The following is a 13,230-nucleotide window of genomic DNA, read 5'->3' as shown; positions in this document are numbered from 1 at the left end:
CCACCATGAAAAAGATTGATGCGATTATTAAACCTTTCAAACTGGATGATGTACGTGAAGCGCTGGCGGAAGTCGGCATCACCGGCATGACGGTGACAGAGGTGAAAGGCTTTGGTCGTCAGAAGGGCCACACTGAGCTCTACCGTGGCGCGGAATACATGGTCGATTTCCTGCCGAAGGTGAAGATTGAAATCGTGGTGTCGGACGACATCGTGGAAACCTGCGTGGATACCATTATCCGCACCGCGCAGACCGGTAAAATCGGTGACGGCAAGATCTTCGTCTTTGACGTATCGCGCGTCATCCGTATCCGCACCGGCGAAGAAGACGACGCGGCGATTTAATCCCCGCGCCGTTCATTACCCGTAGGCCCGTGCAAGCGAAGCGCCGCCGGGCAAAAAAAAGCCCCTCCGGAGAGGGGCTTTTTGCATTACAGCACTTTATGCGGGCCGAAGCACTCGTAGTGAATGTTCTCTTTCTTCGCGCCCAACTCAATCAGCTGCGCCGCGGCATACTGCATAAATGCCACCGGACCACACACGTAGAACTGCATATCCGGTGCGCTGAACAGAACTTCATGCTCGCTTAACGCCATCAGGCCTTCACTGTCGAAACGCGCTGCGGCACGGTCGTCATCCGACGGCAGGCGATACCAGGTATGCGCGCTGAAGTGCGGCAGCGTGGCCGCAAGGGTTTTCACTTCATCAGAAAAGGCATGCACTTCGCCATTCTCTGCGGCGTGGAACCAGTTAACCTGCGCGCTGTGTTGCCCTTTCGCCAGAGTATCCAGCATCGCCAGCATCGGCGTCTGGCCCACACCGGCGGAGATCAGCGTCACTGGGGTGGTGCTCTCAACGGCCATAAAGAAGTCGCCCGCAGGCGCGGCCAGATGCACCACATCTCCGACGCTGGCGTCGTTGTGCAGCCATGTCGAAACCTGGCCACCTTCCTCGCGCTTCACCGCAATGCGGTAGCTTTTGCCGTTCGGCTTGCGGGTGAGGGAGTACTGGCGGATCTCCTGATGCGGGAAGCCTTCGGGCTTCAGCCACACGCCCAGATACTGACCGGGCTGATAATCGGCAACCGGCTGGCCGTCGACGGGCTCAAATTCAAAGCTGGTGATCAGCGCGCTGCGCGGGGTTTTCTCCACGATACGGAAGGCGCGGGTGCCTTCCCAGCCGCCACGTTTGCTGGCGTTTTCGCTGTAGATCTGCGCTTCACGGTTGATAAAGACGTTTGCCAGCACGCCGTAGGCTTTGCCCCAGGCGTCCAGCACCTCCTGGCCGGGCCTGAACATTTCGTCCAGGGTGGCCAGCAGGTGGCCGCCAACAATATTGTACTGCTCGGGTTTGATCTGGAAGCTGGTATGTTTCTGGGCGATTTTTTCCACCGCAGGCAGCAGCGCCGCCAGGTTCTCAATGTTGCTGGCATACGCGGCAATGGCGTTAAACAACGCTTCACGCTGATCGCCGTTACGCTGGTTGCTCATGTTGAAAATCTCTTTGAGCTCCGGGTTGTGCGCGAACATGCGATCGTAAAAATGGGCGGTGAGCTTAGGACCGGTTTCAACCAGCAGGGGGATAGTGGCTTTCACGGTAGCGATGGTTTGAGCGTCTAACATAGCAACTTCCTTAAATGTTACTTTAATGATGTATTTTATATGCATCTTATAAAAAATAACCCTGCGTTGTAAATGGTTCTTTGCAACATGAATTAACTGCATCACAAACCTGAAAAGAAATCCGTTTTGCGGGGCGAGGGCGTTATTCCTCAAACCCTTGCGTGGCGGGCAGGTAAACGTTTGCGTAAAATCGTTTGTCAAGACCTGTTATCACTCTGCTAATCAGTTATACTGTTGCCCGTCGTCCATCAGGACTGCCTTTTAAGGCCAAAATTTACTTGTTAGCTGAGTCAGGAGATGCGGATGTTAAAGCGTGAAATGAACATTGCCGATTATGATGCCGAACTGTGGCAGGCTATGGAGCAGGAAAAAGTACGTCAGGAAGAGCACATCGAACTGATCGCCTCCGAAAACTACACCAGCCCGCGCGTTATGCAGGCGCAGGGCTCTCAGCTGACCAACAAATACGCTGAAGGTTACCCGGGCAAGCGCTACTACGGCGGTTGCGAGTATGTTGATATCGTTGAACAGCTGGCGATTGATCGTGCCAAAGAGCTGTTTGGCGCTGACTACTCTAACGTGCAGCCACACTCTGGCTCCCAGGCTAACTTCGCGGTCTACACCGCACTGCTGCAGCCGGGCGATACCGTTCTGGGTATGAACCTGGCGCAGGGCGGCCACCTGACTCACGGCTCCCCGGTTAACTTCTCCGGCAAGCTGTACAACATCATCCCTTACGGCATCGATGAGTCCGGTAAAATTGACTACGCAGACATGGAAAAACAGGCCAAAGAGCACAAGCCGAAGATGATCATCGGCGGCTTCTCGGCTTACTCCGGTGTGGTTGACTGGGCTAAAATGCGTGAAATCGCAGACAGCATCGGTGCTTACCTGTTCGTGGACATGGCGCACGTTGCCGGTCTGATCGCCGCAGGCGTTTACCCGAACCCGGTTCCACACGCGCACGTTGTGACCACCACCACCCACAAAACCCTGGCGGGTCCACGCGGTGGCCTGATCCTGGCGAAAGGCGGTGACGAAGATCTGTATAAGAAACTGAACTCTGCCGTGTTCCCAAGCGCGCAGGGCGGCCCGCTGATGCACGTTATCGCGGCCAAAGCCGTGGCGCTGAAAGAAGCGATGGAGCCAGAGTTCAAAGTCTACCAGCAGCAGGTTGCTAAAAACGCCAAAGCGATGGTGGAAGTGTTCCTGAACCGCGGTTACAAAGTGGTTTCCGGCGGCACTGAAAACCACCTGTTCCTGCTGGATCTGGTGGATAAAAACCTGACCGGTAAAGAAGCTGACGCTGCCCTGGGCCGCGCTAACATCACCGTTAACAAAAACAGCGTACCAAACGATCCGAAGAGCCCGTTTGTGACCTCCGGTATCCGTATCGGTTCTCCGGCTGTGACTCGCCGCGGCTTTAAAGAAGCGGAAGTCAAAGAGCTGGCTGGCTGGATGTGTGACGTGCTGGACAACATCAACGACGAAGCCGTTATCGAACGCGTGAAGGCGAAAGTGCTGGATATCTGCGCGCGCTTCCCGGTTTACGCATAAGTCTGCTTTGCTGAATAAAAAGGCCGCGTATGCGGCCTTTTTTTATGGCTAACGCCGGTCGATGGAGATAGCTCCCGGCCCGGCGACCGCCAGCAGCAGAAACCCGCCGGCAATACTGATGTTCTTGAAGAAGTTAATCATATTCGGCATCACCGCATCGCCACTCATATCCCAGTAGTGGTGACCAATCACCGCCGTCCCCAGGGTATAAAAGACAAACAGCACTGCCAGCGGACGGGTAAAGAAGCCGAGCACGATCAGGATGGCGGCGGGCACTTCCATGATCACCGCCACAATGGCGGCCAGCGTCGGCATGGGTGCGCCCAGCTTCTCCATATACTGCACCGTGCCGTCAAAACCGAACATCTTGGGCACGCCAAAAATAATAAACAGGGCGATAAGGGCGAGGCGGGCAATCAGCAGGATCAGCGCCCGGGACTGACCGAAATCGAAATACCGTAATGTGTTCATGGCAGGCTCGCTGTGGGTGGGATTTATCTTAAAGCTAATACACAGAATGCCGGCCCGCCATTCAGGTTTTGTTCATAAATCAGCCATCAGGATGATTTAAATTCCCGACATTTCAGCATGTTCTCCGTCAGCCTGCCGCCAGCGCATCTTCAACGAACAGATACCCGATGCCGATAATCTGCTGCTGCCGGGTTAAGCCCCCGAAGGCGATCTCCGTTTGCCGGTTACGCACCGCGTCGCCGTGATCGAAGGGGGTAAACCCAATCTGGCGGTTGATGGTTTCGAGCCAGCGTTCGCCAAAGGCGCAGCTGCGGCCATAGAACCAGATTTGATTGATGTTGAGGATATTGAGCAGGTTGTAGAGCGTCAGCCCGATGGCGTTGGCGGCCTCGTCTGCCCAGCGCTGGATTTTCACGTCTCCCTGCCGCCAGGCCTCAATCAGCTGCAGGCTGGTGAGGGTATCGGGGTCAAGGCCGAGGGAGCCGGGCTGGGATTTCAGCCACAGGCGCGCCTGCTTTTTCAGGGCGGATAACGAGGCGACCGTCTCCAGGCAGCCGTAACGCCCGCAGGCGCAGGCCACGCCGTCGCGATCGAAAATGGTGTGGCCGATTTGCCCGCTGCCGTTGAGCGTCCCGCGATAGACCTGGCCGTTAATCACGAACGAGGAGCCGATACCGTAATCGACGTTGATGACGCAAAAATCGTCGCGGTTGTCCGGGTTTTGCCACTTCTCCGCCAGGGCCAGCATCACGCAGTCGTTATCCACCATCACCGTGATGCCCAGCTTTTCTTCCAGCAGATACTTAATTTCGACCGGTTTTTTCCAGGGTGACTGGGGCATGATCTGCGACACACCGGTGGCGGTATCAACCTGGCCGTGGATGCCTAATGCCAGATTGATGCGCTGCCCTGGCCACTGTTTGCGCTGCTGCTGCCACAGGTTTTCAATCGCCTGCAACAGCGCCTCGGGCGTCTGGGCGTTGACGTCGGTCCAGCGAAATTCGCCCAATGGCAACATGCGGGCGTCGATCAGCTGGCTCTCAATGCTGGTGGGGCTGACATTCATGCAGAGTATCAATGGCCCATCATCCGGGATTTGATAATGGCCGCTGTTCATTCCCCGGGTGCTGAGATTTTCACTGGAATGCCCTAGCTTTTTGTCCGCCACCAGCTCATCCAGGATTTTGCTCACCGCCGGAATAGAGAGCCCGGTGTACTGAGCCAGCTGCGATTTGCTCAGGCGTTTGTAGCGCCATACCAGCGACATAATGGTGCGGCGGTTATGCCGTCGCACCCTGTTGTTGTTCAGACCGGATACCTGCATTCACTAAACTCCGTTAATTATATTGCGTGAGCATTACGTAATCAGCGCGCCGAATTCCTCTCTACACTGCCATCTTATCGCTTTTTACTGTTATTTGTTTACTGGAGAGTGAATATGTCTGGAGCAGTGAAGGTCTGGCGGGAGACCGTCGCATTACCGACGTGGACCACCGGCGCAGAAGATACCAACCCGATGTTCCTGGAAAAGCGCGTCTACCAGGGCTCCTCTGGCGCGGTCTACCCCTACGGCGTGACGGATACCCTGACCGGCGTTCGGGAGCCCCGCGACTACCAGGCGGTGTGGATGGAAAACGACTATATCCGCATCATGCTGCTGCCGGAGTTGGGCGGACGTATTCATCGTGCGTATGACAAAGTGCAGCAACGGGATTTTGTTTACTACAACGAAGTGGTGAAACCGGCGCTGGTGGGCCTGCTGGGGCCATGGATCTCCGGTGGGATCGAGTTTAACTGGCCGCAGCACCATCGCCCAACCACCTTTATGCCTGTCGACGTCACCTTCCAGCAGCAGGATAACGGAGCGCAAACCGTCTGGATGGGCGAGGCCGAACCGATGCGCGGCCTGCAGGTGATGACCGGATTCACCCTGTACCCTGACCGGGCGTTGATTGAGATCACCGGCAAAGTCTTCAACGGCAACGCCACGCCGCGCCACTTCCTGTGGTGGGCAAACCCGGCAGTGAAGGGCGGGGACGATCATCAGAGCGTCTTCCCGCCGGACGTCACGGCGGTGTTTGACCACGGCAAGCGCGCGGTCTCTGCTTTCCCCATCGCCACCGGCACCTACTATAAAGTCGACTACTCGGCGGGGGTGGATATTTCCCGCTACAAAAACGTGCCGGTGCCGACGTCGTACATGGCTGAAAAATCGGACTACGACTTTGTCGGGGCATACCATCACGGCGAGCGGGGCGGCCTGCTGCACGTCGCCGATCACCACGTCTCGCCGGGTAAAAAGCAGTGGAGCTGGGGCCATGACGATTTTGGCCGCGCCTGGGATCGCAATCTCACCGATGAAAACGGCCCCTATATCGAGCTGATGACCGGGGTCTTTACCGATAACCAGCCCGATTTCACCTGGCTTGCGCCTTATGAAGAGAAAATCTTCGTGCAGAATTTCCTGCCCTACAGCGAGCTGGGGCAGGTGCAGAACGCCAGTACCGAGCTGGCGCTGCAGCTTGAACGCCGCGAGCAGCAGCTTCACCTTGGTCTTTACGCCATCGCGCCGCTGAACGACGTGCGCCTCGAGCTGACCGCCGACGACCAGCCGGTATGGGAAACGCAGCTGACCCTGATGCCGGGCGAAAGCTGGCAGCAGGCGCTGCCGGATGCGTGGCCGCAACGCTTAACGCTGAGGGTAAAAGACGCCTCGGGCCGCATGCTGCTGCACTATCTGGAGCACATCCCGCAGGAGACGCCGCTGCCGGACCCGGCTACCGCGCCAGCGATGCCGGAGGAGATTAGCAACAGCGATGAGCTCTATTTCATCGGTCAGCATCTGGAGCAGTACAACCACGCCAGCCGCTATGCGGAGGATTACTACCGCCGGGCGCTGGCGCTGGATGCCAACGACTACCGCAACAACGTGGCGCTGGGTAATTTAGCCCTCAATCGCGCCGACTGGGCGCAGGCGCAACGCTGCGCCGAAGCCGCGCTGGTTCGCGCCCACCGTCTGAATAAAAACCCGCGCGATGGTGAAGCCAGCCAGCTGCTGGCGACGGCGCTGGAGCGGCAGGGGCAGGACGATGCCGCATGGGAGCACTACTACAAAGCCTCGTGGAGCGGCAACTGCCGTGACGCGGCGTTCTGGTCGCTGGCGCGGCTGGCGATGAAGCGTGGCAACTCTGCCGACGCGCTGGAAAAAGTCGATATCAGCCTCGGGATCAATGCCGGTAATAATCTGGCGATGGGGCTCAAAGCGCTCGCCCTGGCGGAGGTTCAGGGGGAAGGCGCCGCGCTGGAGTACATCCAGAGCTGTCTGGACACTCATCCATTGAGCTACGCCCTGCACTATGCGCGCTGGGCAATCAGCCGGGACGCGGCTTCGCGAGACAAACTGCTGCAGGTCACCGGGCGTCGCGGGGCCAATGCCTGCGTGCTGGCGGGCTGGTTAACCTCCATGGGTATGCCCGACGCCGCCCGCGAAATGCTGGATCTGCTCGACTGTCAGGAGACCTTGCCTCAGCTGTGGCGGGCCGCGCTAAGCGACGAGCCTGCCACCCGCGTCCGCTATATTGCGGCGGCGCGCCAGTGCGAGGCCAAGCGGGTACGCTTCCCGAACGCTCTCGATGAAGTGCAGATGCTGCAAACCCTGCACGACGATCCGTTTGCCCGCTATCTGCTGGGCTGCTTCTGGTACAGCAAACGCCGCTATGACGATGCGGTGAGCTGCTGGGAATTCACCCTGAAGCAGGAGCCGCAGTTTGCGCCCGCGCACCGCCTGCTCGGGATCTACGCCTGGAATAAACAGCACAACCTGGCGCTGGCACAAGACTACCTGCAGCGCGCCGTGGCGCTGGAGCCGGAGAATCCGCGTTTTCTTTTCGAGCTTGATTATCTCAATAAACTCACCGGCCAGCCGTTGGCGAAGCGCCTCGCCATGCTCTCCGAACGGGAAAACGTCGCCCTTAAGCGTGATGACCTCACCGCTGAGCTGCTGAGCTTATGGAACTGTTCCGGGCGCTATAGCCTTGCGGCGCAGGTGCTGCAGGAGCGTCAGTTCCATCCGTGGGAGGGCGGGGAAGGCAAAGTGACCGGGCAGTATCTGCTCAACCAGCAGCATCTGGCCCTGCAGCATACCGGGCGCGGCGAGTACCGCGAAGCGATAGCTTTCTTGCAGGCGGCGCTGTGCTATCCGCACAACCTGGGGGAGGGGCGTCTGCCGGGGCAAACCGACAACGATATCTGGTATCTGCTGGGGTATTGCCATGCGCAAATTGATGCCGGGGATGAAGCGCAGCGCTGCTTTACCCGGGCGGCCCAGGGCGGTTCAACCCTTGATGCCGGACGCTACTACAACGATCAGCCCGCAGATTACCTCTTCTGGCGGGGGATGGCGCTGCGCCAGCTGGGCGACAGCGCGGCGGCGGAGCGTCATTTCCAGGGCTTCCTGGCGTGGGTGGAAGCCCATCGGGATGACGTCCCGGAAGCGGATTTCTTTGCGGTCTCGCTGCCGGATCTGGTGGTGCTGGATACCCCAACCGGTCATCAGCATCAGCAACACTGCCTGTTCATCGAGGCGCTGGGCTATGCCGGGCTGGGCGATATCGCAGCCTGCAAACGCCAGTTGGGGGCCTTACTGGCGCTCCATCCGGCCCATGACAAAGCGCATCTGATTCAGCATGCGCAGGCCACGGGCATTTTCCATTAACCGACCTCGCAGGTGGGGAAACCCACCTGTTACCCTCTGTACCCTGCGTTTCCCTTAAAGAGGAATCAACATGAATAATAGCGCGCAGACACAACTGAAAATGGGCTACGTCTGGACAATCTGTCTGGTCGCCGCCTGCGGTGGACTCCTGTTTGGCTACGACTGGGTGGTGATTGGCGGAGCCAAACCCTTCTATGAAGCCTGGTTCTCCATTACCGACCCGGCGCAGTCCGGCTGGGCGATGAGTTCCGCGCTGGTGGGCTGTATCTTCGGGGCCCTGATCTCCGGCTGGTGCGCCGATAAATTTGGCCGCAAGCGTCCGCTTATCCTCTCGGCGGTGCTGTTCAGCGCCTCGGCGTGGGGCACGGCGGTGGCGAGCAGTTTTGATATGTTCGTGGTCTACCGCATTGTCGGCGGCGTGGGGATCGGCCTGGCTTCCGCCCTGAGCCCGCTCTACATCGCCGAAGTCAGCCCGGCGGAAAAGCGTGGCCGCTTCGTCGCCATCAACCAGCTGACCATCGTGGTGGGCGTGCTGGCGGCCCAGCTGATTAATCTGATGATTGCCGAGCCGGTAGCGGCAGGCGCCACTCAGGAGGCCATCGTCCAGACCTGGAACGGTCAAACCGGCTGGCGCTGGATGTTTGGTGCAGAGCTGGTGCCTGCCCTGGCGTTTCTGGTGCTGATGTTTTTTGTACCGGAATCCCCGCGCTGGCTGATGAAGGCCGGTAAGCCAGAGCGTGCCCGCGCCATGCTGGAGCGTATCGGCACCGCGGAGTACGCCAGCCAGACCTTAAAAGAGATCGCCCACACCCTGGCAAAAGACAGCCAGAAAGTGGCCTTCTTTACGCTGTTACAGCCGTCGGTGAAGCCGATCGTTATCATCGGCATGGTGCTGGCGATGTTCCAGCAGTGGTGCGGGATCAACGTGATCTTCAACTATGCCCAGGAGATCTTCGCCTCCGCCGGGTTTGATATCAATGACACCCTGAAATCGATTGTGGCAACCGGCATCATAAACCTCGTCTTTACCCTCGCGGCCCTGCCGCTGGTGGACAAGATCGGCCGCCGCAAGCTGATGTTGCTGGGCGCGTCGGGCCTGACCATTATCTACGTGCTGATTGCCAGCGCCTACGCCATGAACATCATGGGCTGGCCGGTGCTGCTGCTGGTGCTGGCGGCGATTGCTATCTACGCCCTGACGCTGGCCCCGGTCACCTGGGTGCTGCTGTCGGAGATCTTCCCTAACCGCGTGCGCGGCCTGGCGATGTCGATGGGCACCCTGGCGCTGTGGATTGCCTGCTTCCTGCTGACCTACACCTTCCCGCTGCTCAATGCCGGGCTGGGTGCGGCGGGTAGCTTCCTGCTCTACGGGGCGATCTGCGCGGCGGGATATCTCTACATCCTGCGTAAAGTGCCGGAGACCAAAGGCGTAACGCTGGAGGCGCTGGAGGAACAGCTGGAGAAACAGCACAGCAAAGTGGCCTCTGCGGGTCATGCCGGGCGCGCGCACTGATGGACTTACTGTTGATAGAAAACGCGCATCTGCGGATGCGCGTTAATCCGCAGGGCGGCGGGCTACAGGCGCTCTTTTCCCTGGCCTGCGGACAGCCGGTGTTATGGGGGGGAGGCGACAGCGCGCTGTTTCCGATGTTGCCGCTGGCGAACCGGGTGGCGGGTAATCGCTTCAGGTTTAAGGGGCGGGAAAGAGTGTTGCCGCAAAGCCCGGTCGATGAACGCTTTTTCCTCCACGGCGACGGCTGGCAGTCGCGCTGGGAGGTGGCTTCACTTACCGGAACGGAATGTCTGCTGACCTTGCGCCGCCAGCATGCGTGCGGCTTTGATTATCGGGCGGAACTGCGATATCAGCTGCGTGAGAACGTCCTGCGGGCGGAGCTGACGCTCACCCATCTTGACCAGGAGCCGATGCTGTATGGCCTGGGCTTTCATCCGTGGTTCTGTTTTGATAAGTACAGCCGCCTGCAATTTTCAGCCAGCGGCTACTGGCCGGAAGGTGAGCACCATTTACCGCTGGCGTGGCAGGGCGATATCCCATCCGAAAATGATTTCAGCGCGCCCCGGCACGGCGGGGATCGCTGGCTGAACGTCGGCTATTCCGGCTGGAACGGCGTGGCGACGATTGAACGTGATGTGATGAATGTCACAATCAGAGCGCAAACTCCGTGGCTGATGCTGTTCAGAATGTCGGGTAAATCATTCTTATGCCTTGAGCCTCAGAGCCATCCGGTCAACGCCCATCATATGGCCGGGCAGCCTGGGCTGGTGGCATTAGGCCCGGGAGAGAGCAGCCATTTTGCGATGGAAATTGCCGTCGAAAGTGCCCGCCGCAACTGTTAATCAGCTGTTAATACCCGCTTGCGCCAGCCGGTTTTTACCGCCAGACTATCGCCTCCAAAACGGGAGGGATTCATGGTTTTGCATTCCACACGCTGGCTGGCGCTCAGCTATTTCACCTACTTTTTTAGCTACGGTATTTTTCTGCCTTTCTGGAGCGTCTGGCTCAAGGGCATCGGCCTCACGCCGGAGATGATCGGTCTTCTGCTGGGCTCGGGCCTGGTGGCACGTTTTCTCGGTAGCCTGCTTATCGCACCGCGCGTCAGCGATCCCTCTCTGTTAATTAAAGCCGTGCGCGTGCTGGCGCTGCTCACCCTCGTCTTTTTGGCAGGCTTCTGGGTCAGCCAGCAGTTTGCCTGGCTGATGGTGGTGATGGTGGGCTTTAACCTCTTCTTCTCGCCGCTGGTTCCGCTGACCGATGCCCTGGCCAACACCTGGCAAAAACAGATCACCATGGACTATGGGCGGGTGCGGCTGTGGGGCTCCATTGCCTTTGTGATTGGCTCGGCGCTGGTGGGCAAGCTGGTCAGCCTGTACGACTATCGCGCTATCCTGGCGCTGCTGAGCGTCGGCATTCTGTCGATGCTGCTCGGCATGCTGCTGCGTCCGTCGGTGATGCCGCAGGGGGAGAGCCGTCATCAGGAGAGTGCGGGCTGGCCGGCCTGGCGGACGCTTGTCGCCCAGAGCTGGCGTTTCCTGGCCTGCGTCTGTCTGCTGCAGGGGGCGCATGCCGCCTACTATGGCTTTAGCGCCATCTACTGGCAGGGGGCCGGGTATTCGGCGTCTGCGGTGGGCTATCTCTGGTCGCTGGGCGTGGTGGCCGAAGTGATCATCTTTGCCCTCAGCAACCGACTGTTCCGCCGCTTCGGCGCCCGGGATCTGCTCCTGCTGTCTGCCGTCTGCGGCGTAGTACGCTGGGGGATCATGGGCTGGACCACCGAACTGCCGTGGCTGATTGTCGCCCAGATCCTGCACTGCGGCACCTTTACGGTGTGCCATCTGGCGGCGATGCGCTATATCGCGGCGCGTGAAGGCAGCGACGTGATCCGCCTGCAGGCCGTTTACTCAGCGGTGGCGATGGGGGGCAGTATTGCGATCATGACCGTGTTCGCCGGTTTCCTTTACCAGCATCTCGGTCACGGGGTCTTCTGGGTGATGGCGCTGGTGGCGCTGCCCGCGGGACTGCTCCGTCCGCGGGTTGCAGCGCGCTAAGATTCCAGCATGGCGCGAATATGTTCCTGCTGCTGCGCATTCAACGCCTCGACGGCGTGGATGAGCGGCGGCGAGAACAGCGGCAGGGCGGTGGTGTACGGCGTCACCACCAGGGCCGCTTCGCGCGGGGCACCGTCCTTCTGAAAAGACTGTAACGTCACGTAGCGAATGTTGAGCGGCAGCAGGGTCAGCTCCCGAAGCTGCTGTTCGATCAGCTCCTCGCACGCCTTATCCTCGCCGGTCAGTAACACCACCTGCTTTTCATGCAGATCGCTCTCCTGCATCAGCCAGGCGCCAAAGATCACCGCCACCAGGCTCGCTTCCTCTTCAGAGAAACGCAGGCCAAACTCCGCTTCCAGCTCAAACAGCACGTCCCGGGTGGTGCGCATCAGGCGGGGATAGAGACGGTGGATCTCCTCCGGCAGGCTGTTGTCGATACCAATGCCAAACAGGGATCGGTCCAGCGCCTGGGCAAGATGAATATAGAGCTGATCGGTCAGCCCCTGCTCGTCGCTGAAATGCATCCCCGTTTGTCCACGAAAGCGCTCGATCATCCGGGTAATGGTGCGGCGCAGACGCTCATCTTCCTGATGGCCATCGCGCAGGGGATCGGGGGTGCGCAGCATCATAAACAGCAGGGCCAGAAACAGCTGTTCGTCGGCGTGGGGTACCTGCACCACGCGGCGCTGCCAGTGGCGCACAATTTCCTGCGCCATCAGATACTCGTTACGCGACTGGGTCCAGTTACGCTGCACCACGGTGAACTGCGGCGTCTGACCCAGATGGTGCTGGAGCAGGCAGTACTGCAGATAGAGCTGTAAAAACTGCGCGTCACGGCATTCGAACTGCCGTTGCAGACGGCGGGAGCAGAAATTGACCAGCGCCCGCAGGTTGGTGTCGTCATATAACGTGCGGGCAATGCCGAGCTGCTTTAGCGCGATTTTAAGAGATGGGGTAAACTGCTGCGCGATGAAGTGGGGGCAGAGGCGTAATGCCCGGCGCAGCCAGTGTAAAAGGCATAAACGTTGGTTCAGGTGGCTACCTTCTAGCTGGTAGCAGCCATCATGCTGAGTCGCAATGTCGAGCTGGTGGTAGCGTTGGATCTCTGTACGCATCTCGGCGATATCCTGCCGGGCAATGGTATCATCCACACCATTGATTTCACCGATGCGTTGCACGGTGGCGCGGAAACCTGGCACATAGAGCATCAACAGAACCTGACAGCGGCGCTGCGAACTGGAAAGTGCAGATGGCATTTCAAGTGTCGTCATCATCTGTCGGGTTCCAGTTAGAGTGTCCGATA

At 59.1% G+C, this 13,230-nt stretch carries 10 protein-coding genes; 6 read left to right on the top strand and 4 right to left on the bottom strand.

Annotated features, from left to right (window positions below):
* The first annotated feature begins 5 nt into the window (after positions 1-5).
* Entirely contained in the window at positions 6-344 is a 339-nt protein-coding gene (gene glnB, locus K5I40_RS04245) for a nitrogen regulatory protein P-II (protein ID WP_039029746.1), read from the top strand.
* 86 nt (positions 345-430) lie between these two features.
* Here the strand turns inward: glnB and hmpA are convergent, their stop codons facing one another.
* Positions 431-1,621, bottom strand: coding sequence for an NO-inducible flavohemoprotein (gene hmpA / locus K5I40_RS04240; protein ID WP_223073642.1), 1,191 nt, complete (start codon positions 1,619-1,621; stop codon positions 431-433).
* A 303-nt stretch (positions 1,622-1,924) separates the two neighbouring features.
* On the opposite strand from hmpA, the gene glyA reads away from it, so the two are divergent.
* Positions 1,925-3,178 carry a serine hydroxymethyltransferase gene (gene glyA / locus K5I40_RS04235; RefSeq protein WP_223073643.1) on the top strand — a complete coding sequence of 418 codons (1,254 nt, stop codon included), beginning with the start codon at positions 1,925-1,927 and terminating at the stop codon, positions 3,176-3,178.
* Positions 3,179-3,226: 48 nt separating this feature from the next.
* Here the strand turns inward: glyA and K5I40_RS04230 are convergent, their stop codons facing one another.
* Both K5I40_RS04230 and K5I40_RS04225 read right to left on the bottom strand, forming a co-directional pair.
* The gene (locus tag K5I40_RS04230) at positions 3,227-3,649 is read right to left on the bottom strand and encodes a DoxX family protein (RefSeq protein ID WP_039029743.1); all 423 of its coding nucleotides are present in this window, start codon (positions 3,647-3,649) and stop codon (positions 3,227-3,229) included.
* 127 nt (positions 3,650-3,776) lie between these two features.
* A complete protein-coding gene (locus tag K5I40_RS04225; RefSeq protein ID WP_223073644.1) occupies positions 3,777-4,973 on the bottom strand; it encodes an ROK family protein in 1,197 nt (398 codons plus the stop codon).
* Positions 4,974-5,087: 114 nt separating this feature from the next.
* Between K5I40_RS04225 and K5I40_RS04220 the strand changes: the two genes are divergently transcribed.
* The 4 genes from K5I40_RS04220 (at position 5,088) to K5I40_RS04205 (ending at position 11,927) form a co-directional block, all read left to right on the top strand.
* The gene (locus K5I40_RS04220) at positions 5,088-8,363 is read left to right on the top strand and encodes a DUF5107 domain-containing protein (protein WP_223073645.1); all 3,276 of its coding nucleotides are present in this window, start codon (positions 5,088-5,090) and stop codon (positions 8,361-8,363) included.
* Between the two features lie 70 nt (positions 8,364-8,433).
* Positions 8,434-9,876 (top strand): sugar porter family MFS transporter, encoded by a 1,443-nt coding sequence (locus tag K5I40_RS04215; protein ID WP_223073646.1) that lies wholly within the window; start codon positions 8,434-8,436, stop codon positions 9,874-9,876.
* Positions 9,873-10,718, top strand: a complete 846-nt coding sequence (locus tag K5I40_RS04210; protein ID WP_223073982.1) for an aldose 1-epimerase — start codon at positions 9,873-9,875, stop codon at positions 10,716-10,718. Before K5I40_RS04215 ends, K5I40_RS04210 begins: the two co-directional genes overlap by 4 nt.
* A gap of 72 nt (positions 10,719-10,790) precedes the next feature.
* Positions 10,791-11,927, top strand: a complete 1,137-nt coding sequence (locus K5I40_RS04205; RefSeq protein WP_138369749.1) for a 3-phenylpropionate MFS transporter — start codon at positions 10,791-10,793, stop codon at positions 11,925-11,927.
* On the opposite strand, the gene csiE is transcribed toward K5I40_RS04205, so the two are convergent.
* Positions 11,924-13,201: a stationary phase inducible protein CsiE gene (csiE, locus tag K5I40_RS04200; protein WP_223073647.1), complete on the bottom strand. Its 1,278-nt coding sequence runs from the start codon at positions 13,199-13,201 to the stop codon at positions 11,924-11,926. The genes K5I40_RS04205 and csiE overlap by 4 nt on opposite strands.
* Positions 13,202-13,230 lie beyond the last annotated feature (29 nt).

This window comes from Leclercia sp. LTM14, from assembly GCF_023736175.1.
GTDB classification, from domain to species: Bacteria; Pseudomonadota; Gammaproteobacteria; order Enterobacterales; family Enterobacteriaceae; genus Enterobacter; species Enterobacter barmai.
Note: the sequence above shows the minus strand (reverse complement) of the source record. Positions and strands in the feature narration are given on the sequence as shown.